Annotated in this window: 21 protein-coding genes; 10 read left to right on the plus strand and 11 right to left on the minus strand. The window is 64.5% G+C overall.

Going from position 1 to position 20,796, the window contains the following annotated elements; translation table 11 throughout:
* Window positions 1-29: 29 nt before the first annotated feature.
* Genes AB7245_RS36370 through AB7245_RS36395 form a run of 6 tightly spaced genes read right to left on the minus strand, consistent with a single transcriptional unit; the run spans window position 30 to window position 6,234 of the window.
* A complete protein-coding gene (locus tag AB7245_RS36370) occupies window positions 30-773 on the minus strand; it encodes an aspartate/glutamate racemase family protein (protein ID WP_071910045.1) in 744 nt (247 codons plus the stop codon).
* Between the two features lie 9 nt (window positions 774-782).
* A complete protein-coding gene (locus AB7245_RS36375; RefSeq protein WP_085405271.1) occupies window positions 783-2,048 on the minus strand; it encodes an NAD(P)/FAD-dependent oxidoreductase in 1,266 nt (421 codons plus the stop codon).
* A gap of 3 nt (window positions 2,049-2,051) precedes the next feature.
* Complete coding sequence (locus AB7245_RS36380) at window positions 2,052-3,713, minus strand: thiamine pyrophosphate-binding protein (protein ID WP_439035521.1); 1,662 nt, start codon at window positions 3,711-3,713, stop codon at window positions 2,052-2,054.
* Window positions 3,710-4,936 carry a pyridoxal phosphate-dependent aminotransferase gene (locus AB7245_RS36385; RefSeq protein ID WP_085405273.1) on the minus strand — a complete coding sequence of 409 codons (1,227 nt, stop codon included), beginning with the start codon at window positions 4,934-4,936 and terminating at the stop codon, window positions 3,710-3,712. The genes AB7245_RS36380 and AB7245_RS36385 overlap by 4 nt, the downstream gene beginning before the upstream one ends.
* A gap of 9 nt (window positions 4,937-4,945) precedes the next feature.
* Entirely contained in the window at window positions 4,946-5,299 is a 354-nt protein-coding gene (locus tag AB7245_RS36390) for a RidA family protein (protein ID WP_085405274.1), read from the minus strand.
* 17 nt (window positions 5,300-5,316) lie between these two features.
* Complete coding sequence (locus tag AB7245_RS36395) at window positions 5,317-6,234, minus strand: NAD(P)-dependent oxidoreductase (protein WP_085405275.1); 918 nt, start codon at window positions 6,232-6,234, stop codon at window positions 5,317-5,319.
* Window positions 6,235-6,471: 237 nt separating this feature from the next.
* On the opposite strand from AB7245_RS36395, the gene AB7245_RS36400 reads away from it, so the two are divergent.
* The 4 genes from AB7245_RS36400 to AB7245_RS36415 are packed head-to-tail and all read left to right on the plus strand — an operon-like array spanning window position 6,472 to window position 9,504.
* Window positions 6,472-7,308, plus strand: coding sequence for a transporter substrate-binding domain-containing protein (locus AB7245_RS36400; RefSeq protein ID WP_135216109.1), 837 nt, complete (start codon window positions 6,472-6,474; stop codon window positions 7,306-7,308).
* A 10-nt stretch (window positions 7,309-7,318) separates the two neighbouring features.
* A complete protein-coding gene (locus tag AB7245_RS36405; protein ID WP_085405276.1) occupies window positions 7,319-7,981 on the plus strand; it encodes an amino acid ABC transporter permease in 663 nt (220 codons plus the stop codon).
* Window positions 7,978-8,736, plus strand: coding sequence for an amino acid ABC transporter ATP-binding protein (locus tag AB7245_RS36410; RefSeq protein ID WP_085405277.1), 759 nt, complete (start codon window positions 7,978-7,980; stop codon window positions 8,734-8,736). The genes AB7245_RS36405 and AB7245_RS36410 overlap by 4 nt, the downstream gene beginning before the upstream one ends.
* A 39-nt stretch (window positions 8,737-8,775) precedes the next feature.
* Window positions 8,776-9,504: an aspartate/glutamate racemase family protein gene (locus AB7245_RS36415; RefSeq protein WP_085405278.1), complete on the plus strand. Its 729-nt coding sequence runs from the start codon at window positions 8,776-8,778 to the stop codon at window positions 9,502-9,504.
* Between the two features lie 16 nt (window positions 9,505-9,520).
* On the opposite strand, the gene AB7245_RS36420 is transcribed toward AB7245_RS36415, so the two are convergent.
* Entirely contained in the window at window positions 9,521-9,739 is a 219-nt protein-coding gene (locus tag AB7245_RS36420) for a hypothetical protein (protein WP_135216107.1), read from the minus strand.
* Between AB7245_RS36420 and AB7245_RS36425 the strand changes: the two genes are divergently transcribed.
* The 3 genes from AB7245_RS36425 to AB7245_RS36435 are packed head-to-tail and all read left to right on the plus strand — an operon-like array spanning window position 9,738 to window position 13,091.
* Window positions 9,738-10,199, plus strand: coding sequence for a (2Fe-2S)-binding protein (locus tag AB7245_RS36425; RefSeq protein ID WP_167768222.1), 462 nt, complete (start codon window positions 9,738-9,740; stop codon window positions 10,197-10,199). The two genes, AB7245_RS36420 and AB7245_RS36425, sit on opposite strands and share 2 nt — an antisense overlap.
* Before the next feature lies 1 nt (window position 10,200).
* Window positions 10,201-12,450, plus strand: a complete 2,250-nt coding sequence (locus AB7245_RS36430; protein WP_085405279.1) for a xanthine dehydrogenase family protein molybdopterin-binding subunit — start codon at window positions 10,201-10,203, stop codon at window positions 12,448-12,450.
* Window positions 12,451-12,458: 8 nt separating this feature from the next.
* A complete protein-coding gene (locus AB7245_RS36435) occupies window positions 12,459-13,091 on the plus strand; it encodes a hypothetical protein (RefSeq protein ID WP_028160721.1) in 633 nt (210 codons plus the stop codon).
* A gap of 15 nt (window positions 13,092-13,106) precedes the next feature.
* Here AB7245_RS36435 and AB7245_RS36440 read toward each other — a convergent pair whose 3' ends face one another.
* Window positions 13,107-13,859, minus strand: coding sequence for a metallophosphoesterase family protein (locus AB7245_RS36440; RefSeq protein ID WP_085405280.1), 753 nt, complete (start codon window positions 13,857-13,859; stop codon window positions 13,107-13,109).
* 262 nt (window positions 13,860-14,121) lie between these two features.
* Here AB7245_RS36440 and AB7245_RS36445 point away from each other — a divergent pair, with 262 nt between their 5' ends.
* Together AB7245_RS36445 and AB7245_RS36450 are read left to right on the plus strand one after the other, a co-directional pair.
* Window positions 14,122-15,819 (plus strand): GMC family oxidoreductase, encoded by a 1,698-nt coding sequence (locus AB7245_RS36445; protein ID WP_439035522.1) that lies wholly within the window; start codon window positions 14,122-14,124, stop codon window positions 15,817-15,819.
* Between the two features lie 21 nt (window positions 15,820-15,840).
* The gene (locus AB7245_RS36450; RefSeq protein ID WP_321576295.1) at window positions 15,841-16,314 is read left to right on the plus strand and encodes a GNAT family N-acetyltransferase; all 474 of its coding nucleotides are present in this window, start codon (window positions 15,841-15,843) and stop codon (window positions 16,312-16,314) included.
* Here the strand turns inward: AB7245_RS36450 and AB7245_RS36455 are convergent.
* On the minus strand, window positions 16,307-16,915 hold the full coding sequence (locus AB7245_RS36455) for a TetR/AcrR family transcriptional regulator (RefSeq protein WP_085405324.1): 609 nt from the start codon (window positions 16,913-16,915) through the stop codon (window positions 16,307-16,309). The genes AB7245_RS36450 and AB7245_RS36455 overlap by 8 nt on opposite strands.
* A gap of 79 nt (window positions 16,916-16,994) precedes the next feature.
* Between AB7245_RS36455 and AB7245_RS36460 the strand changes: the two genes are divergently transcribed.
* The gene (locus AB7245_RS36460) at window positions 16,995-17,894 is read left to right on the plus strand and encodes an NmrA family NAD(P)-binding protein (RefSeq protein WP_439035523.1); all 900 of its coding nucleotides are present in this window, start codon (window positions 16,995-16,997) and stop codon (window positions 17,892-17,894) included.
* Between the two features lie 18 nt (window positions 17,895-17,912).
* On the opposite strand, the gene AB7245_RS36465 is transcribed toward AB7245_RS36460, so the two are convergent.
* Both AB7245_RS36465 and AB7245_RS36470 read right to left on the minus strand, forming a co-directional pair.
* Window positions 17,913-19,406, minus strand: coding sequence for a carboxylesterase family protein (locus AB7245_RS36465; RefSeq protein WP_085405325.1), 1,494 nt, complete (start codon window positions 19,404-19,406; stop codon window positions 17,913-17,915).
* Window positions 19,407-19,427: 21 nt separating this feature from the next.
* Complete coding sequence (locus AB7245_RS36470; RefSeq protein WP_085405283.1) at window positions 19,428-20,768, minus strand: MFS transporter; 1,341 nt, start codon at window positions 20,766-20,768, stop codon at window positions 19,428-19,430.
* Window positions 20,769-20,796: the final 28 nt, after the last annotated feature.

Below are 20,796 nucleotides of genomic sequence, written 5' to 3' on the forward strand. Positions count from 1 at the left end.
TCTTGTGCATAGCTTTGCGACAGCCGGGCTCAGGCAAACGCGCGCGGGCGCAGTCCAGCATGAAACCAGGTGATCATGGAATAGATGTCGTAGACCGGCAGGCCAACTTCGGCCTGCAGAGCTGCCGCATAAGGCGGCATGTTGGTGCATTCGAGCACGATGGCGCCGACATCCGGATTTTTCGCGACCAGCTCCTTGCCCGCCTCGACCACGTCACGCTCGGCCTGGGCCACATCCATGTCATCCTTCTCGGCCTTGATCAGGACGCGAAAGAATTCCTTGCCGTGCTCGGTGCCGACCAGTGGCGTATCGAGCGGCACGCCGGCGCCTTCGAGATGGGCCGGCGTCAAGGTCGAACCTGATACCGTGACGAGGCCGACGCGCTTGCCTGGCGGCAAGGTCGCCTGCACCCACGGCACCTGCATCAGCGACGAGGTCGCAACGGGAACGCCGACGGCGGCCGCGATCTCCTTCTGAAACAGCGAGAGGAAGCCGCAATTGGTGGTGATGGCTTCCGCGCCCAACCGGACCAGATCCTTCGCCGCCTCGATGAAATCCGGCAGCAGGCCGGCGGCGCCCTTCAGCACCACCTTCTCCGGCGACGCGCCGCTCACCACGCGATAGAGCACGGGGAACGGCCAGGTCGTGCCGTTGCCCATGTCGCCGGGAATGCGGGGAAAGCGCGCTTCCAGCATCAAAATGCCGAGCGGCGCGCCATAGATGGCCTTGCCGCCGCGGGCGATGCGAGAGGACGAGTTGGCTGGATAGGTCATGGTGCGTTCTCAGAGGAAGCGAGTGGGCGCGAACGGCGCAAGCGGGATCTCCGGCTGCTTGCCGCTCAGGAGCTGGGCGACCAGACGGCCGGTGCGCGCCGATCCGACCAGGCCGACATGGCCATGGCCGAAGGCGTAGACGATATCGCACGAGGCACGCGCATGGCCGATGCAGGGCAGCCCATCCGGCATGCTCGGCCGATGGCCGAACCAGGTTTTGATGCGCGAATCTGGAATATCCTTCGGCAGTTTCGGGAACATGCTGAAGAGGTTGTTGCGCAGGATTTCGGCGCGCTTCCAGTTCGGCGCGGCCTCGAGGCCCGCGATCTCGACCGTGCCGGCGGCGCGCAGGCCCTTGTCGGTCCAGTTCACCACCATGCTGACGTCGGACGCCATCATCGAGCTGCGCGGACCCGATTCCGGGTTCTCGATCATGACGTGATAGCCGCGCTCGGTTTCGAGCGGCAAGGGATCGCCGACGGATGCGGTGAGCTGTTTTGACCGCGCGCCGGCGGCGACCACCGCGGCATCGCAAGCAATCTCACCGGTCTCGGTGAGAACGGCAACGAGCTTGTTGCCTGAAAGCTTCAGACCGGTCGCCCTGGCATGAACGAGCTTGGCACCGCTCGCGAGCGCATGCTGGGCCAGCGCCGCAACGTAAGCGCCGGGATCACGGCAGCGTCCGGCCTCCTCCACCACCACGCCAAAGGTGTAGCGCGGATGCAGATCCGGCTCGCGCTGACGCATCTCGTCGGCGTTCAGCTCCATCCATTCGACGCCGACTTTCTTGCGCAGGCGCCAGCCGAGATTGCTGTCGAAATTGCCGCGCGACGGGAATACGTGCATCACGCCGTTGCGCTCGACCAACTCGGGCACGCCCGCTTCTTCCGCGAGCTTCTTGTGCAGCAGCGGCGCGTCCTTCAGCAGATCGCGCAGCGCAAACGCCGTCTTCTCGACCCGTGCCTCGGTCCAGCCGGAGAGCAAATACTTGACCAGCCAGGGCAGCGCCTTCGGCAAGTAAGACCAGCGGATCGCGAGCGGGCCGAGCGGGTCCATCAGATAACCCGGCACCTTCTTCCAGAGGCCCGGCTCGGCCGGCGGAATCACCGAATGGGAGGAGAGCCAGCCGGCATTGCCGTAGCTCGCCGCCTGTTCGCCACCGGGCTCGCCTGCGTCGATCAGCGTGACGCGATGCCCCTCGCGCAGCGCCTCGATGGCGCTGATCACGCCGACCGCGCCGGCTCCGATGATAGCGACGTGGCGGCCTTCCGACATCGGCTACGCCTTCACCGCCGGCGCGAAATCCTTGCCGACCGAGATCGCGCGCGGATCGATGATGCAGTGGAGGATCGACGGCTTGCCCGAAGCGAGCGCGCGCTCGAACGCCGGCGCAAACTCTTCGGTGCGCTCGACGCGCTCGCCATGGCCACCGAATGCCTTCGCATACATCGCAAAGTCAGGGTTCTTGAGCTGAGTTCCGACCACGCGGCCAGGATAATCACGCTCCTGATGCATACGGATGGTGCCGTATTGCGAGTTGTCGACGACGATGACCACCAGCGGCGCGTCGTACTGCACGGCGGTCGCGAATTCCTGGCCATTCATCAGGAAGCAGCCATCACCGGCAAAGGCGACGACGACGCGATCCGGATATTGCCGCTTTGCAAGCACCGCAGCCGGCACGCCATATCCCATCGAGCCCGAAGTCGGCGCGAGCTGGGCGGCAAAGCTGTGGAAACGGTGATGGCGATGGATCCAGCCGGCATAGTTGCCGGCGCCGTTGCAGACGATCGCGTCCTTCGGCAGGCGGCCGCGGAGCCAGGTCATGACCTGGCCGTACTGGAATGTGCCCGGCAGCTCACGCGCCTTGTCGGTCCAGGCGAGGTAATCGGCATGCGCCTTGGCGGCCTCGCCCTTCCAGGCAACGGCGCCAGCGGGCTTCAGCGTCTCGACGGCGGCCGCGAACGCGGCAGGCGTCGCCTGGATCGCGAGCTCAGGCTGGTAGATGCGCCCGAGCTCTTCCGAGCCCGGATGCACGTGGATCAGCTTCTGCTTCGGCGTCGGGATATCGAACAGCGTGTAGGACGAGGACGGCATCTCCGACATGCGGCCGCCGATCAGGAGAATGACGTCGGCGTTGTCGATGCGCGCCTTCAGGCCCGGGCTCGGCCCGATGCCGAGATCGCCGGCATAATGCGAATGATCGGCATCGATCAGCGAGGCCCGGCGGAACGAGGTCGCGACCGGCAGGTCGAACCGTTCGGCGAAGCGCGCGATGCTCTTGGTCGCCTCATCCGTCCAGCGCGAGCCGCCGAGGATGACGAGCGGCGCCTTGGCGCTCGCGAGCATGGCGCCGACGCGCTCGAGATCTGATGGTGCCGGCCAGCTCACGGCCGGCTCGATGCGCATGGCGTCGGCAACGGCCGCCGTCTCGGTCAGCATGTTCTCCGGCAGCGCGATCACCACGGGGCCCGGACGGCCCTGCATGGCGACGCGGAAGGCACGCGCGACCAGCTCCGGAATGCGATCGGGGCGATCGATCTCGACGGCCCATTTCGCCATGGTGCCGAACACCGCCTTGTAGTCGAGCTCCTGGAACGCCTCGCGCTCGCGCATGCCGGTGTCGACCTGTCCGACGAACAGGATCATCGGCGTCGAATCCTGCATCGCGATGTGGACGCCGTGGCTGGCATTGGTGGCACCGGGGCCGCGGGTGACGAAGCAGATTCCGGGACGGCCGGTGAGCTTGCCATAGGCTTCCGCCATCATCGCAGCACCACCCTCGGCGCGGCAGATCACGACGTCGATCGGGCTGTCATGCAGCGCGTCGAGTGCCGCGAGGTAGCTCTCGCCCGGCACGCAGGTGACGCGCTCGACGCCTTGGGCGACGAGCTGATCGATCAGGATCTGGCCCCCGGTGCGGGTGTTGCGAATGGTCATGACAGCTCCCTGCAGGCTTTGGCGATGCGCATCACGGCCTCGCGCAAGTTTTGTTCCGAGGTGGCGTAGGACAGGCGGAAATAAGGTGCAAGGCCGAAACAGCTGCCCGGCACCACGGCCACGTCATGCCTCTCCAGCAGGAAGCGGCAGAACGCGGCGTCGCTATCGATAACGGTCCCATCCGGCGTGCGGCGGCCGATCAGGCCGGCGCAGCTCGCATAGGTATAGAACGCCCCTTCCGGCCGGCGGCAGCTGACGCCGTCGATGGCGTTGAGCGCATCGACCACGATGTCTCGGCGGCGCTGGAACGCGGCACGGCGCTCGATCAGCACGTCCTGCGGGCCGGTCAGCGCGGCGATCGCAGCGGCCTGGCTCACCGAGGAGGGATTGGTCGTGCTCTGGCTCTGCACCACCGCCATCGCTGCGATCAATTCGCGCGGGCCGCCGCCATAGCCGACGCGCCAGCCGGTCATGGCGTAGGCCTTGGAAACACCATTCACGGTCAGCGTGCGTGATTTCAGGCTCGGCTCGAGCGCCGCTGCGGTCACGAACGGCATGCCGTCATAGATCAGGTGCTCGTAGATATCGTCCGCCATCAACCAGACATGCGGATGGCGCTTGAGCACATCCAGGATCGGGCGAAGCTGCGCGGCCGAATAGGCGGCTCCGGTCGGATTGGACGGCGAGTTCAGCAGCAGCCAGCGCGTCTTCGGCGTGATCGCGCGTTCGAGATCGGCGGCGTCGAGGCGAAACCCGTTCTCCTCGCGGCAGAGCACGTCCACCGGCGTGCCGTCGGCGATGCGCACCATGTCGGCATAGCTGGTCCAATAGGGCGCGGCGAGGATGACCTCGTCCCCGGGGCTGAGCGTCGCCATGAAGGCGTTGTGGATCACCTGCTTGGCGCCGGCGCCTGCGGTGATCTCGTCGGCGGCATAGACGAGATCGTTCTCGCGGCGGAATTTCTCGGCGATCGCCGCCTTCAATTCCACGGTGCCGTCGAGGATGGTGTATTTGGTCTGGCCGGCGCGGATGGCGCGCTCGGCCGCGTCCTTGGCATGATCAGGCGTATCGAAGTCAGGCTCGCCGGCGCCCAGCACGATCACCGGTCGCCCCTCACGCTTCAGCCGCTGCGCGACCGCGCCGATCTTGAGGATCTCGGAGACGCCGATCGCGCTGATGCGCTGGGCGGGACGGAAGGTCGATGCGGGCGCCTGGACAGTCACGGCCGAGCCTCAACTGCGCGCGGCGATCGCGATCACCTCGATACGGAAGGCGGGATCGGCAAGCTCGACCTTGCCGCAAGCGCGGGTCGGCGTGTTGCCGGGCACGACCCAGGCATCATAGACCGCATTCATGGCGTCGAAATCGTCCATGTTCTTGAGCCAGACCTGCACGCTGAGCAGGCGGGACTTGTCGGTGCCGGCGCGCGCCAGCATGTCGTCGACCTTCGCCAGCGCCTCTTTCGTTTGCTGGGTGATATCAGCGGCCTTGGTATCCGCCACCTGACCTGCGAGGAAGACGAGATCGCCGAACACGGAAGCGCGGCTGCGGCGGGCGTTCTGGTCGATGCGAGTGATATCCGACATGGGATGTCCTTATGTCTTTACTTGCCGGTGGCGATGATGCGGCGGCAGTGGTCGAGCGCCGCGCCGATGAGATTGTCACTCGCCTCGGGCGTGCGGAACGCCGAATGCGCCGATAGCGTCACGTTCGGCAGCTTGGTCACGGGATGACCGGCGGGAAGCGGCTCGACGGTGAAGACGTCGAGGCCGGCATGGGCGATGTGGCCGGAGCGCAGCGCATCCAGCATTGCGTCTTCATCGACCACAGCGCCGCGCGCCGTGTTGATCAGAATGCTGCCGGGGCGCATCTGCGCGATGCGCTCGCGCGACAGGAAACCCTTGGTCTCGTCGTTGAGCAAGAGATGCAGCGAGACGACGTGGCTCTCGGCGAGCAGCTTCTGCAGCGAGACGAACTCGACGCCGGGATGGGTCTTCGGCGTCCTGTTCCAGGCGATCACCTTCATGCCGCAGCCCGCCGCCATGCGCGCGGCTTCCGCCGCGATGCCGCCGAAGCCGATCAGGCCGAGCGTCTTGCCGGTGAGCTGCATCGCGTCACGGCGCAGCCAGTTGCCCTCGCGCATGCCGCGGTCCATCTCGCCAAAATTTCGCGCAGACGCCCACATCAGCGCGATCGCGCATTCGGCAACGGCCGTATCGCCATAACCCTTGATGGTGTGGACGGAGACGCCGCGCTCAGCGAGCTCTTCCGGATTCATGTAGCTGCGCGCGCCGGTGCCGAGGAAGACGACGTGCTTCAGCTTCGCGCATTTCTCGGCAATCGCTGATGGCACCGCCGTGTGGTCGACGATCATGATCTCGGCATCGCCGAGCAGGCCGGGCAGATCGTCGGGCTTGATCGAGGGATTGCGGTTGATGCTGACCGGCAGCTTCTGCGAGGCCAGCAGCTTGTCGGTCACCGCCGCCAGGGTCTCGTTCGCATCGACGAATAGGGCGCGCACAGGCCTCTCCTTCAGCTCACTTCCGTATTGCGTTCAGTCTTGTATTCAGACTTAAATGCAATTTACAACCCCTCCCCATCAGGAATTTTGCGCAATCCTGCCAAGATATTGGGCTCATTTCTGCCTTGCCGCCCAAATGGCCAGCAAGTCGAAATACCGTATTGCATTTTATCCTGAATACAGAAATAGTCCAGAGGCCGGACACGATCCGACCCAGATTCCAGGGAGACAGAGACCATGAATCGCAGGGATGCTCTCACCACAGTCGCGCTGGCAGGCGCAGCGATCGCCGCCGCGAGCGGCTCGGCCAAGGCCGATGCGCCGGCCTCCACGCTCGACCGCATCAAGAAGAATGGCGTGCTGCGCGTCGCCGTCATCGTCGGCCAGGAGCCCTATTTCCATAAGGACCTCGCCACCAACGAATGGTCGGGCGCCTGCATCGACATGGCCAAGGACATCGCCGGCAAGCTGGGCGCCAAGGTCGAGACGCTGGAATCGACCTGGGGCAACCAGATCCTCGATCTCCAGGCCGACAAGGTCGACCTCGCCTTCGCCGTGAACCCGACGCCGGAGCGCGCGCTCGTCATCGACTTCTCGACGCCGATCCTGGTGCACTCCTTCACCGTCATCACCAAGAAGGGCTTTGCCAAGCCGCAGACCTGGGCCGAGCTCAACAAGCCCGAGGTCAAGATCGCCGTCGATATCGGCTCGACCCACGAGACGATCGCGCGCCGCTACTGCCCGAAGGCGACCATCCTCGGCTTCAAGAACCGCGACGAGGCGATCCTGGCGGTTGCGACCGGCCGCGCCGACTGCAACGTCTCGCTGGCGGTGCTTTCGGTCTCGACGCTGAAGAAGAACCCGAACCTCGGCGATCTCGCCATTCCGCGCCCGCTGCTGACGCTGCCGACCAACATGGGCATCCGCGCCGAGAGCGACCGCCGCTACAAGGATTTCCTCAGCGCCTGGGCCGACTACAACCGCGCGATGGGCCAGACCCGCGAATGGATGCTCAAGGGTTTTGAGGCGGTCGGCCTCACCGCCGACGATCTCCCGCCCGAAGTGCAGTTCTGACGGTCGATCGATGTACGTCTGGGACTTCGCGGCGCTCAAGCCGTATTGGGGCCTGATCTGCCAAGGGCTCCTGGTCACCGTGTATTACACGGTGACCACGGTGGTCGCGGGTCTCGCCATCGGACTGTTCGTCGGCATCCTGCGCACGACGGCACCGCGCTGGGTCACGGTGCCGTTGCGTCTCTATATCGAGGTGTTCCGCTGCACGCCGCTGCTGGTGCAGCTGATCTGGGTCTACTACGCCCTGCCCGTGCTGATCGGCGTCGACATGTCGCCGGCGATGGCCTGCTTCATCGCGCTGTCGCTCTATGCCGGCTCGTTCTATGCGGAAATCTTCCGTGGCGGCATCGAGGCCGTCGACACCGGCCAGTGGGAGGCCGGCCGCGCCATCGGCATGCGCCGCGGCAAGATCTTTCGCCGCATCGTGCTGCCGCAGGCGACGCAGGTGATGATCCCCTCCTTCATCAACCAGACCATCATGCAGCTCAAGAACACCTCGCTGGTGTCGGTGGTCGCGGTCGGTGACCTGCTTTACCAGGGCACTGTCATCACGGCGTCGAGCTACAAGCCGCTCGAGGTCTACACCACGATCGCCGTGCTCTATTTCGTCGTGCTGTTCCCGCTGACGCTGGTCGCTGATAGGGTCGAGCTGAGGATGGGAGCGCACCGATGAGTGCTCTGATCGCTGACAACATCCACAAGGCGTTCGGCGACCACGAGGTGCTCAAGGGCGTCTCGCTCTCGGTCGCACGCGGCGAGGTCGTCACCCTGATCGGCGCCTCCGGCTCCGGCAAGTCCACCTTCCTGCGCTGCCTGAACCTCCTGGAAATGCCGCAGCAGGGCGAGCTTGCGATCGGCACGCACAAATTCGCCTTCGGCAAAGGCATGCGCGCCGCCGGCGATGCGCAGCTCGCGCTGCTTCGGCGCAGCGTCGGCATGGTGTTCCAGCATTTCAACCTGTTCCCGCACATGTCGGTGCTCGCAAACGTCACAGAGGGGCCGGTGCAGGTGAAGGGCATGGCGCGAAACGAAGCCGATGCGCTCGGCCGCGATCTGCTCGCCAAGGTCGGCCTCGCCGACAAGGCCGATGCCTTTCCGAGCCGCCTGTCCGGCGGCCAGAAGCAGCGCGTCGCGATCGCGCGCGCGCTCGCCATGAAGCCGGACGTGATGCTGTTCGACGAGCCGACCTCGGCGCTCGATCCCGAGCTTGTCGGCGAAGTCCTCTCCGTCATCCGCAGCCTTGCGAGCGAAGGCATGACCATGGTGCTGGTGACGCACGAGATGGCCTTCGCCGCCGACGTCTCCACCCGCGTCGGCTTCATGAACGACGGCATCATGGCCGAGATCGGCACGCCCGAAGAGACCATCCGCCAGCCCCGCAGCGAACGGCTGAAGTCCTTCCTCAGCCGGTTTCACGAGACGCATTAGACTGCCTGGCACGACCTTTCCGAATCGGTGGGGACACCCATGAAACTCCGCGGCGGCTTCACGAATTACGGCGAGACGATCGGCATCCTGATGCTCGATACCCGCTTCCCGCGCCCGCGCGGCGACATCGGCAATGCGCTCTCCTATGATTTCCCGGTGCGCTACAAGATCGTGCGCGGCGCACACGCCACAAGGATCATGGGCGACCATCCCGATCCCGCCCTGCTCGAGCCGTTCATCGCGGCGGCCCGCGAGCTGGAAGCCGACGGCGTCAAGGCGATCACGACGAGCTGTGGCTTCCTCGCGCCATTCCAGAAACAACTCGCGGCCGCCGTGAACATCCCGGTCTTCACCTCGAGCCTGATCCAGGCACCGTTGATCCATGCCATGCTGCCGCCGGGCAAGGTCATCGGCATCTTCACCGAACGCGGCCACCACATGAACGAGGGGCATTTCCGCGGTGTCGGCTGGTCGCCGGACGAGATCCCCGTCCAGATCCAGGGCATGAAGCCCGATGCGCAGTTTCCCGCAACCTACATTCTCGGCCGCGAGGAACTGGACACCGACGTCCTCCGCGCCGAGATGATCGAGATGACGGAAGCCTTCATGGCGTCCTGCAAAAACCCGGGTGCGATCCTGTTCGAATGCACCAACATGTGCCCGTTCTCGCGGGACGTCGCCGAAGTCTCGGGCCTTCCGGTGTTCGACATCAACACGTTGATCAACTTCTTCTATCGCGCGGCCCATCCCGTGCCATTCTTGCGCTGATCGCCCTTCCAGACGATCAGCGGCAATTGAATCGATTGTCAATCGCGCCAAAGGCGCGGCAAAAATTCACACCATACTCTTCGTGCGAATTCGCAAATGCTGCGGGGTCGTCGTTTGACAGCATCGGCGCTTGCGCGGCACGCTGACCACGCCGGTCCAACCTTCGACGACGCTCGCTGGAGCGTGCCTGTTCGACCTCACGTCCCGCGAGGACGCGCGAAAGGAACATCGACATGATCGAGCTCACGGTCAACGGGACCAAGCGCCAGGTCGACGTCGTTCCCGAGATGCCCCTGCTCTGGGTGCTCCGCGACGAGCTCGGCATCACCAGTCCGAAATATGGCTGCGGCGTCGCGCAATGCGGTGCCTGCACCGTCCAGATCGACGGAGCCGCCGTGCGATCCTGCCAGGCCCGCATCGGCGATCTCGCCGGCAAGTCGGTCGTCACGCTCGAAGGATTGGACAACAGGGAGCAGCATCCCGTTCTGCAGGCCTGGATCGAGCATCAGGTTCCGCAATGCGGCTACTGCCAGACCGGCCAGATCATGCAGGCCATCTCGCTGCTTGGATTGATCGACAAGCCGACGGACGAGGACATCAACGAGGTGATGTCCGGCAACCTCTGCCGTTGCGGCACCTACCCGCGCATTCGCACCGCGATCCACGCGGCTGCCGCAAAGATGGTGGGGAAGTGAAATGGGACACCAGACGCTTTCCCGCCGCGCCTTCGTTTTCGGCTCTGCCGCCGTGGCTGGCGGCATCGCATTCGGCGCCTACAGCGACATCGCGCAAGCCGCGACTGCCAGCGAAAATCCACTGACCGCGGGCCTTGCGCCGAATTCCGTGACCTTCAATCCCTGGGTCGAGATCAGCCCCGAAAAAATCACGCTGATCGCCCAGCACGCCGATATCGGCCAGGGCGTCGGCTCGGTGCAGCCGATCATGATCGCCGAAGAGATGGACCTCGAGCCCGGCCAGTTCGAAGTCCGATTTGCAGGCCCGAGCCCGGCGTATTTCAACACCGGCTTCGCCGACGAGTTCGCGCCGTTCGTGGCCGCGGACCAAAGTCCCGCCGCCGAGGAAGCGCGCGCCAAGACGCTCGAATGGCTGAGAGAGTCCGGCCTGCAGATGACCGGCGGGTCGAGTACGCTGCCGGACACCTATGAAAAGCTGCGCGTTGCCGGCGCGGTCGCGCGCGAGACGTTGAAGGCCGCCGCTGCCAAGCGTTCGGGTGTCGCCGTGGCCGACCTGCGCACCCAATCAGGCCATGTGATCCTGCCCAACGGCACCAAGATCGCCTACGTCGATCTCTCCGCGGACGCCGCAAAGATTCCGCCGGTGCTCGATGCCAAGCCGCGCGATCCGTCGAAATGGCGCATGCTGGGCAAGCCGATGATGCGCCTCGACGTTCGCGCGAAGGTCTTGGGCGAGCTGAAGTTCGGCATCGACCAGAAGATGGACGGCATGCTGTATGCCGCCGTCAAGCTGAACCCTGGCAAGGGCCAGCCCCTGAAGTCATACGACGCCGGCAAGGCGCGATCGATGCCGGGGGTCAAGAAGATCCTGGAAATCAAGAATGGCGTCGCGGTGATCGCCACGAACAGCTGGTACGCGATGAAGGCGGTCGACGCCGTCACTTGCGAGTGGGCGCCCTCGGCCTATCCCGCCGAGCAGGCGGATCATTGGAAGGTTCTTGAATCCTCGTTCAAGCCTGAATTCCTGGGCAAGGAGTGGCGGAAGATCGGCGATATCGAAGCCGGGCTGAAGACGGGCAAGCTTGTCGAGGCCGAATATCGCGCGCCCTATGTGGGGCATCAGCCGCTCGAGCCGTTGAACGGGATCGGCCTCGTCACCGACAAGGGGATGGAGATCTGGGTCGGCCATCAGAGCCCCCGTTTCGTGCAATATGTCGCGGCGACGGCGATTGGCCTCAAGCCGGAACAGATCACCTTCCACAATCAGTGGACGGGTGGAAGCTTTGGCCACCGTCTCGAGTACGAGAACGTCCGCGTTCTCGCCGAGATCGCCAATCAGATGAAGGGAACGCCGATCAAGCTGGTGTTCTCGCGCGAGGAGGATTTCCTCCAGGACATTCCGCGGCAGATTGCGATCGCCCGGCACCGAGGCAGCATCGACAAGAGCAAGATCGTCGCAGCCGATCTGCAACTGGCCTCGACTGCTCCGCTCAAGGGGCTGCTCGAGCGTTCGGGCACACCCTCGAAGGATCCCGATGGGCAATTGGCTGCCGGCCTGTGGAATGTCTATTACGACATCCCCAATTTCCGGGCCACAAGCTACGAGGCGCAAGGACTTTCGCCTAGCACCACGTGGCGGTCGGTCGGCGCCTCGACATCGGGCTTCTTCACCGAAAGCTTCATCGACGAGCTGATCCACGCGGCGGGTCTCGATCCCATGAAGGCGCGCATCGCGATGTGCACCGTGCCGCATTATCGCAAGGTGCTGGAAACGGTCGCGGAGATGTCGGACTGGAAGGGACCACTCGGAAACGGCAGGGGCCGCGGCGTCGCGTTCGTTGAATCCTTCGGCACGCCGACAGCCGAAGTCGTCGAAGTCACGAAGACGGAGCGAGGCATCAGGATCGACAAGGTCTGGGTCGCTGTCGACGTCGGCAAGGTGGTCGATCCCGTCAACTTCGAGAACCAGGTGCAGGGCGGCGTCATCTGGGGCCTCGGCCACGCCATCAATTGCGAGCTCACCTACGCCAAGGGCGCGGTGCAGCAGACCAACTACAATCATCACGAAGCGATGCGGATCTACCAATGCCCCGTCATCGAAGTTCGCGGGCTCGAGAACGATCCCAAGGTGAGAGGCGTCGGAGAGCCGCCTGTTCCGCCAGCCGCCCCTGCACTCGCCAACGCTATCTTCGCCGCGACCGGGCAGCGCATCCGCGAAATGCCTTTCAACAAGTTCATCGATTTCGTGTGAGACGAGCCATGAAGAGTTCTCTCATTGCACTCGCTTTCGCCGCTTCGACAATTGCGGCTCTCACGGGGATTGTCGCGGCCAAGGACGAGGCGAACAAGGATGCTTTGCCGCCGGGCAGCGTCAGCCGCGCCGAAGGTCTGGAGGCCTGGAAGCGGATCGAAGCCGTGGTGACCCATCCGCGCTGTGCCAACTGCCACGTCGACGCCAAGGCCATACCGATCTGGACGCCGGCAGGCGAAACCAGGCCGCGCGTGCACGGCATGAACATCCACGGCGGCGACAGCCGCATCGGGGCCGAGAAGGTCGCCTGCTCGACCTGTCACATGACCTCCACCCAGGCGAACGACCCGGCGCCGTCACCGCCGCGTGCCGGCATCGACTGGCAGCTGGCGCCGGTCGAGTTCATCTGGTTCGGCAAGAGCGGCGCCGAGATCTGTACGCAGCTGAAGGACCCCAAGCGCAATGGCGGCCGCGACGCCGTAGGCCTGCTGGCGCATTTGCGGCACGACGCATCGTTGAACGGCTTCATCCCGCGCGGATGGGCGCCCGGAGCCGGCCGCACGACCCCACCGGGCACCTTCGAGGACCACGTCAAGGACATGGCCCTGTGGGGCGCTGCGGGACAACCGTGTCCGAACTGACGGTCTTGCTGTTGCCTAGCGGCAGGCCTGCTCGCGCTGAACCCAACCCGTCGCAATCGCGCTTGCCCAGTTGAGCATGCCTTTGCTGCGCGCCAGTGCGGCCATGGCCGCGGTGTCATAGGGCACGTAGCGGATCGTCGCGGACCAGCCTGCGCCGGCATGCTCCAGAATCGCGTAGCACGCATGCGGCGTACCGACCTCGACCACGTAGGGAACGGGCACCTTCCCGTCATAACCGGGCAAGCCGACGCTGCCGGGATTCACGACCAGCCGGCCATCCCTCAGGCGGACCACGCGCGGAATGTGCGTGTGGGCGCACAGGATGATCTCGGCGTCGATCCCCTCAGCTTCAGCCTCGATCGCGTCGATGCCGCTCGGGCGCGGGCAGCCGTCGTCCGCGATGTGGTCGAGCCAGAACGCAGCGTCATCCCTTGGCGATCCATGGCACAGGAACACCCGTCCCTTATAGGTGAGCGTGGACGGCATGCTCGCCATCCAGTCGAAATGCTTGCGCGCGAGCTCACGGAAATCGCTGCGAGGGGAGCCGCCGGCCTCCCAGAGCTCGACGAGGATTCGATCCTGATCGCCCCGTATCGACGGAAAGCCTCGCGCCATCAACAGATCCGCGGTCCTGGCTGCCTCGAGCGGGCCACTGACGTGGTCGCCGAGGTTCACGACCTCGTCGAGGCCGAGCATGGCAATGTCCGCAAGGACGGCTTCAAGTGCCGGACGATTCCCATGCACGTCCGCGATGGCAGCAAATCTCATTTGGCCCCTTCCATTCGGAATGGCCGATTGTTCTCGCTATGCGGGGGATGCAGGACTGGCTAGTCAATTTAGCTACGTCTCTTTAGCTGCATTTGTAGAAGCGCCCGCAAGCTGAGGATCAAATCGGCGCTGGCAGAAGAATTACACGATCGTGGTTGCCAGGCAAGCAATGCGAGTTACGAACTGTCGCGGCAATGCCGACGTGACCTCGGGAAAATAACGCGCTACGTTTCCCGGACAAGACCAAGAGGAAACGCCAATCGTGTACGACTTCATTATCGTCGGCGGCGGCTCGGCGGGGTCCGTGCTGGCCCACCGGCTCTCCGCAAAGAGCGCCAACAAGGTCCTGCTGTGCGAGGCCGGACAGGACACACCGCCCGGCAACGAGCCCGCCGAGATCAGGGACAGCTATCCGGGCACGGCCTATTTCGATCCCCGCTTCCACTGGACCGAACTCAAGGTCACGACCCAGATCGTCAGCCACAACAATCCGAACGAAGCGCGTCCTCCCCTGCGCAAATACGAGCAGGCGCGCGTGCTGGGCGGCGGCTCGTCGATCAACGGCCAGATGGCCAACCGCGGCGCACCGACCGACTACGATGAATGGGACGCGCGGGGCGCCGACGGCTGGAGCTGGAACGACGTGCTGCCTTTCTTCAAGAAGGTCGAGCGCGACCTCGATTTCGACGGCCCGTACCACGGCAAGGACGGCCGAATTCCGGTGCGCAGAATTCCGCGTGAACACTGGACTCGGCATTCGCAGGCGTTCGCCGACGCCTTCCAGCAGGCCGGCCATCAGTTCGTGCCTGACCAGAACGGCGAGTTCGTCGACGGCTATTTTCCGGTGACGCATTCCAATCAGGCCGAGCAACGTGTCTCGGCCGCGATGGGTTATCTCGATCGTGACACGCGCAAGCGCGCCAATCTCACCATCTCCACCAACACGCAGGTCAAGGAGCTGCTGTTCGAAGGCACGCAATGCGTCGGCGTGAAGGCGATGGTCGACGGACAGGAACAGGAATTCCGCGGCCGCGAGATCATCCTGTCCAGCGGCGCGATCCATTCGCCGGCGCATCTCCTGCGCGCCGGCATCGGCCCGGTCGGTCATCTCAAGGATATGGGCATTCCGGTCCTGACGGGGCTGGCAGGTGTCGGTCAGCGCCTGATGGATCATCCTTCGATTTCGCTGTCGTCCTTTGTCCGCCGCGGCGCGCGCATGAACGAGCACACCAGGCGCCACATGCAGCTTGGCCTGCGTTATTCATCCGGGCTGTCGGGCGTACCGAAGGGCGACATGTTCGTCGTCCTGCTCAGCAAATCGGCCTGGCACGCGGTCGGCGAGCAGATCGGCTCGCTGCTGACCTTCGTCAACAAGACCTATTCCGAGACCGGACAGGTCAAGCTCGCCTCGCGCGATCCCGCTGCCGAGCCGATTGTCGAGTTCAATCTGCTGTCCGACCGCCGCGACCTCGATCGCCTGATGAGCGGCTTCCGCAAGATGGCGGCCGTGCAGATGAGCGACGTGGTGAAAGCGGTGACGGACAAGCCGTTTCCGGCCGCCTATACGGACAAGGTGCGCAAGATCGGCGTGGTCAATACCAAAAACAGGATCCTGACCAAGATCGCCGCGACCTTGATGGACGGGCCGGCGGCGCTGCGCCACTACCTGATCGATAATTTCGTCGTCGAAGGTTTCACCTTCGACCAGGTGATGAACGACGACGATGCGCTGGAAGCCTTCGTCCGCAAGGCGACCATCGGGGTGTGGCACGCCTCGTGCTCATGCCGCATGGGCCGGGCCGACGATCCGATGGCGGTGGTCGATAATCAAGGCCGCGTCAAAGGCGTTCAGGGCCTGCGCGTCGTCGACGCCTCGATCTTCCCCGTGGTGCCGTGCGCCAACACCAATTTTCCGGTGCTGATGTCGGCGGAGAAGATCGCTGCGTCGATAATGCAGTGAGGGCTAGCGACTGCCGGGCGGGTGGAGGGATCAATAGATTGCAGCATCCGCCCGGCGCGCGAAGAGGATAGCGGCGAAATCAGCGCCGTCATTCTGCGCGCACCGCGCGAGACAAATGCCAGGGATTACACAGACAAAATCATCGAGCGGGTCGAGCATAGCTTCAGCCCGACCGCCGTTCTGGAGCTGATCCGCAAACGCACGGTCCTTGTTGCCGCCCTTGGCGGCCGCGTCGTTGGAACGGCGAGCCTTGACGGAAGCGTCGTCCGCACGGTCTTCGTGGCTCCCGACGTTCAGGCGCAGGGGATCGGCAAGTTCCTGATGGCCGAGATCGAACGCATCGCGCGCGAGCGAAACATCGCTTTTTTGACCGTCCCATCTTCAGTCACCGCCGAATCCTTCTACGCCCGGCTCGGGTTCAAGGCCGTGCGCGACAGCTACTATGGCGATGAGCGCACGATCATCATGGAGCGATCGCCCGCTGCCCCTATGTAGGCTTGGATTGGCTCGCGGGCGGGAGGAACGGCCATGCCAACATTGCAAGTTCTACGACACCGCGAAGCTCGCCGACAGTCGCGCCGGCTTGCGGCAAATTCATTATCGCCTGCAACACACCAAGGTAGTGCCACGCCAATCCCTCGATGTCCGCTGTCGCCGCCAATTCTCCACTTGCGACCGCCTCGCGTAAAATGCCGCCGAGGATCGCGCGCTGCCGCGTAAGTCCCTGCCGCGCGACCGACTGGCCTGCCGGAGGCAGGTCCACCATCTCAGCGCACGATCGGGCCAGCATGCATCCAGCGGGCCGCGCCGTCTTGCCCGCTCTGGGCAAGAATTCGTGCAACAGCGCTTCAAGCTGTTGGCGCTTCGTCTCGCCTCGAACGGCGCTCATGCGCCGCTCGACGCGCTCGACGTAAGCCGAAAGGACCTCCCCGAATAGGCCGTCCTTGTCTTGGAATCGCTTGTACATGCTGGACCGCGACAAGCCCATCGCCGTCGTCAGTTGATCGATCGACGAGGCCGAATAGCCGTGACGCCAAAACACATCCATCGCGGAGTTGATCACGGCATCGTCATCGAATTGGGGTTTTCCACTCATGCCATTCTCACTTGACATCATGGAACGATCGTTCCAAGTATTTTGAACTGATCGTTCCAAGATACGAAAGGTTATCCGGATGTTCAACCCCTCCCAGCGTAGCGCCGCCCGTACGCGCATTGCGGTGGCGGGAGCCACAGGTCGCGTGGGCTCCGCCTTGATTTCGAAACTGTTCACGGAACCGGTTGAGATTGTGGCATTGACCCGCACGTCGGATGCTGGACGTCTGCCGTCCGGAGTTTCGCCTGCGACCGTGGACTTCGATGCGCGATCGACTTTGGACAACGCGCTGCGCGGAGTTGACCGTCTGTTCCTCGCCCACGGCACGTCCCCCCGGCAAGTCGCCAATGAAATTGCGCTGATCGACGTAGCCGTGGCCGCCGGCGTAGGCCACATCGTCAAATTGTCCGTGTTGGGACCACCGTCTCGGCTACATCCGTTCGACTGGCATGCGCAAATTGAGGCGCATCTTGCGGCCTGCGACGTAGGCTTCACGGTTTTGCGGCCATCGAGTTTCGTCGATATCCTGGCACGGGCTGGCGCTCCAGTCGCCAATGACGCATGGGGCGGGGCAGCCGGCGATGGATTGGTCAACTTGATCGACGCACGCGATGTGGCGGACTCGGCTTTCGCTGTCCTTCTCGACGACGCGCACGTAACTTCTCAGCGCGCCTATCACCTGACCGGGCCAACCGCAGTCAGCATGCCTGAGATAACAAGTGAAATGTCCAGACTGCTTGGACGTGTCGTCACATATCAGCACCGAAGCCCTGCGGAGCAGCGTGAGAAGCTGATGGCGTCTGGACTCAACGAATTTGTCGCCGACCTGCTGCTCGGTCTGGATCGCCTTTTCTACGAATCGGTCCTCGCAGAAACCACGTCAACTGTTCGCGAGTTGACCGGCCACGCTCCGCGCCCGGTAACCGATTGGCTAAGCGACAACATCTCGGTGTTTCAGGCGACGCATCATGGAGTCTAATCTCATGGTGCTGCCTTGCTACATCGCAGTCACAGCTTGCGCTGCTCCGGACTGCGCCGATAGCTCCGCCCATACGCGGAAGCGCGCGCCGTTGTTGAGCGGCACGATGTGAAACGGCTGGCCGAAGATCGCGAGCGGCTCATGGCCCGGCTCGAACTGCGGCCAGGCTTGCGCGACGTCCGGCATGCCGGTCGTGACGAAGCGCAAGACGCTCGCCTGAAACCGCGCCGCGACATCAATGTCGGCCGGGGTCATCGGCCCGCCCTTGCGCCTGAGGATCGGCCGATCGATGAAATCAGGCAGATGCGCCCACAGGCAGGCATTGTCCGCGCCATGGGTTGGTCCCTGCGACAGGAACGGCTCCAGCGCCGGGCGATGATCGAACCGGCTCAACCACACCGCGCCGCCTGCCGCAGCATGACGCCGCGCGAGATCGGCCATGGGGCGATGCCAGAACGCATCCGACAACAGCGCCTCGTACGGATCCTCGTCGAGGCGCGCGTTGGCGCGATAATACGATAGCAGCCGGCACCAGCCGGCATCGCCGAACGTCGCGCGCACTTGTCGCTCGGTGGTGCGGATCATCGCGGCCGGCGGCATGCTCTTCAGGAACATCACCATCTCGTCGCGGCAGGAGCCGAGCCAGAGCGGAATGTCGCGCAAAGTTTCGTCGGCGAAGACGTCGCGCGGCTCGCACGCGATCACGGTCCCGTCGAGCACCGGACCGAACACGGTGCCTGCGTCCGTCTCGTCCGCGAGCCTGCGTCCGACGCGCTCTACCGCCGCGAACAGCTTTGGCAGCGGCACGGACGCAATCGCGCTGGGATCGCGCGCAAGCTCGAGCTCCTCGAGCACGTGGCGCGCGACATCGTCGGCGTGCCCCGCACTCATGATGTTGCGCCCAGGCGCGCTCAGCGCGAGGGCACGGATAAACTTGCTTCGTGCATGCGGCAGGGTTGCGAGCGCGATCACCATGGAGGCGCCGGCGGATTGTCCCGACAGCGTAATCGCATCCGGATCGCCGCCGAAATTCGCGATGTTGGCACGGACCCAATCGAGCGCCGCGAGCGTATCCTGGAGCGCGAGGTTGTTGGCTTCGGTGAGGCCGTAGCGATGCAGTTGCAGAAAGCCGAGCGGCCCGAGCCGGTAGTTGATGGTGACAATGACGGCCGGACCGTGGGCGGCGAGGAAGGAGCCGTCATAATCGGCGCCGCCGCCGGTGACGAAGGCGCCGCCATGGATGAAGAACTTGACCGGCAGCGGGTGATCCGCCGCCGGCGCCCAGATGTTCAGGCTGAGACAGGATTCCTCGTCAGCATGATCGAGGTGGCCGGGCTGCGGCGCGTAAGCGCCGTAGTCCGTGCATCGGCGCGGCTCCGTCCACGCGAGCGGCGGTGTCGCCCTGGCAAAACGCCGCGCGGTCGCGAACGGCACGCCCTTGAACACGCGTAAGCCGTTCTGCTCGGCGCCGATGATCGGCCCGCTCGTGGTCGAAACTGCGTTGGTCAACATGCGACTTTCACTCATCCCGACTCAGGCGTGCCGCTTGCCGAGATCGGCGATGTCGACATTGAGGGTTTCGCGCGCGGTTGCCGCAGATGCCGCCGAGATCACGCAGCAGCAGGCAACGAAGATTGCCACGGGGATCCAGCCGTTCGGCCCCTCGCCGACCAGGCTCGCACTCACCAGCGGCGTGAAGCCGGCGGCGAGGAAGCCGAGCTGCGTGCCGATCGCCGTGCCGGAGTAACGCACGCGCGCGTCGAACATCTCCGCATAGAACGACGGCCAGATCGCGTTCGGCGCGGCGTAGATGACACCCGAGAGGATCATCGCCGCGGCGAAGATCGCCGGCGTATTCCCCGATGTCACCAGCATGAAATACGGGAACACCAGCACCGCACAGCCGAGCACGCCACCGATGAACACCGGCTTGCGGCCGATCCTGTCGGCCAGCAGCGCCCACAGCGGCTGGGTGATCAGCGCGGTGACATTGCCGAGCACGCCGGCCCACAGCATGGTCGGGCGGGCGACGCCGAACTTGCTGGTGGCATAGCCGAGCGCGAATACCGCGGTCATCGTGCTCACGGTCGCGATCAGCGCGCAGACGATGACGCGCAGCACGTCCGGCCAGTAGTCGCGCATGAGCGTAACGACGGGGAAGCGCGCCACCTGCGCCTTGTCCTTGATGTCTTCGAAGACGGGCGTTTCCGGCATGGTCCTCCGCACCAGGTAGGCGACCAGCAGCACGAGCGCGGAGAGCAGGAACGGAATGCGCCAGCCCCAGCTCAACAACTGGTCTTCCGGCAGACTCGACACCGGGATGAACACCAGTGTTGCAAGGATCGCGCCGGCCTGGGTGCCGCTCAAGGTCCAGCTCGTGAAGAAGGCGCGGTTCGAATTGGCGGAATGCTCCAGCGTCAGCGAGTTGGCTCCGCTCTGCTCGCCGGCAGCCGACAGGCCCTGCAACAGGCGGAGCAGCGTCAGGATGACAGGCGCGGCGTTGCCGATCGTCTTGGCATCCGGCAACAGGCCGATCGCCAGCGTCGAGCCGCCCATCAGAACCAGCGTGAACAAGAGCACCGTCTTGCGGCCAATACGGTCGCCGAAATGGCCGAGGATGACGGCGCCCACGGGCCGGGCGATATAGCCGATGCCGAAGGAGAGCAACGCGAGCAGCGTCGCGGTCGAGGGATCGACATTGGCGAAGAACACTTTTGGAAAGATCAGCGCCGCCGCGGTGCCGTAGATGAAGAAGTCGTAGTATTCGAGCATGCTGCCGACGAAGCTGACCAGCGCGGCGCGCTTCGGCAGCTTGTTCGGCGTGGCTTCCGCGCTGGATGATGCGCGCAGCGGTGCGGTTGACGTCAACGTCATTGAAAGCTCCTCCCCATGTGGCCGGTGC

This window comes from Bradyrhizobium sp. 604_D8_N2_3 (assembly GCF_051810765.1).
Taxonomy (GTDB): domain Bacteria; phylum Pseudomonadota; class Alphaproteobacteria; order Rhizobiales; family Xanthobacteraceae; genus Bradyrhizobium; species Bradyrhizobium barranii.

Coding starts and splice junctions, on each gene's coding strand:
- AB7245_RS36455 (WP_085405324.1), bottom strand. CDS start 16,915: ATGAGTGGAAAACCCCAATTCGATGACGATGCCGTGATCAACTCCGCG.
- AB7245_RS36415 (WP_085405278.1), top strand. CDS start 8,776: ATGAAACTCCGCGGCGGCTTCACGAATTACGGCGAGACGATCGGCATC.
- AB7245_RS36440 (WP_085405280.1), bottom strand. CDS start 13,859: ATGAGATTTGCTGCCATCGCGGACGTGCATGGGAATCGTCCGGCACTT.
- AB7245_RS36425 (WP_167768222.1), top strand. CDS start 9,738: ATGATCGAGCTCACGGTCAACGGGACCAAGCGCCAGGTCGACGTCGTT.
- AB7245_RS36405 (WP_085405276.1), top strand. CDS start 7,319: ATGTACGTCTGGGACTTCGCGGCGCTCAAGCCGTATTGGGGCCTGATC.
- AB7245_RS36430 (WP_085405279.1), top strand. CDS start 10,201: ATGGGACACCAGACGCTTTCCCGCCGCGCCTTCGTTTTCGGCTCTGCC.
- AB7245_RS36375 (WP_085405271.1), bottom strand. CDS start 2,048: ATGTCGGAAGGCCGCCACGTCGCTATCATCGGAGCCGGCGCGGTCGGC.
- AB7245_RS36420 (WP_135216107.1), bottom strand. CDS start 9,739: ATGTCGATGTTCCTTTCGCGCGTCCTCGCGGGACGTGAGGTCGAACAG.
- AB7245_RS36370 (WP_071910045.1), bottom strand. CDS start 773: ATGACCTATCCAGCCAACTCGTCCTCTCGCATCGCCCGCGGCGGCAAG.
- AB7245_RS36465 (WP_085405325.1), bottom strand. CDS start 19,406: ATGTTGACCAACGCAGTTTCGACCACGAGCGGGCCGATCATCGGCGCC.
- AB7245_RS36390 (WP_085405274.1), bottom strand. CDS start 5,299: ATGTCGGATATCACTCGCATCGACCAGAACGCCCGCCGCAGCCGCGCT.
- AB7245_RS36435 (WP_028160721.1), top strand. CDS start 12,459: ATGAAGAGTTCTCTCATTGCACTCGCTTTCGCCGCTTCGACAATTGCG.
- AB7245_RS36380 (WP_439035521.1), bottom strand. CDS start 3,713: ATGACCATTCGCAACACCCGCACCGGGGGCCAGATCCTGATCGATCAG.
- AB7245_RS36470 (WP_085405283.1), bottom strand. CDS start 20,768: ATGACGTTGACGTCAACCGCACCGCTGCGCGCATCATCCAGCGCGGAA.
- AB7245_RS36410 (WP_085405277.1), top strand. CDS start 7,978: ATGAGTGCTCTGATCGCTGACAACATCCACAAGGCGTTCGGCGACCAC.
- AB7245_RS36400 (WP_135216109.1), top strand. CDS start 6,472: ATGAATCGCAGGGATGCTCTCACCACAGTCGCGCTGGCAGGCGCAGCG.
- AB7245_RS36460 (WP_439035523.1), top strand. CDS start 16,995: ATGTTCAACCCCTCCCAGCGTAGCGCCGCCCGTACGCGCATTGCGGTG.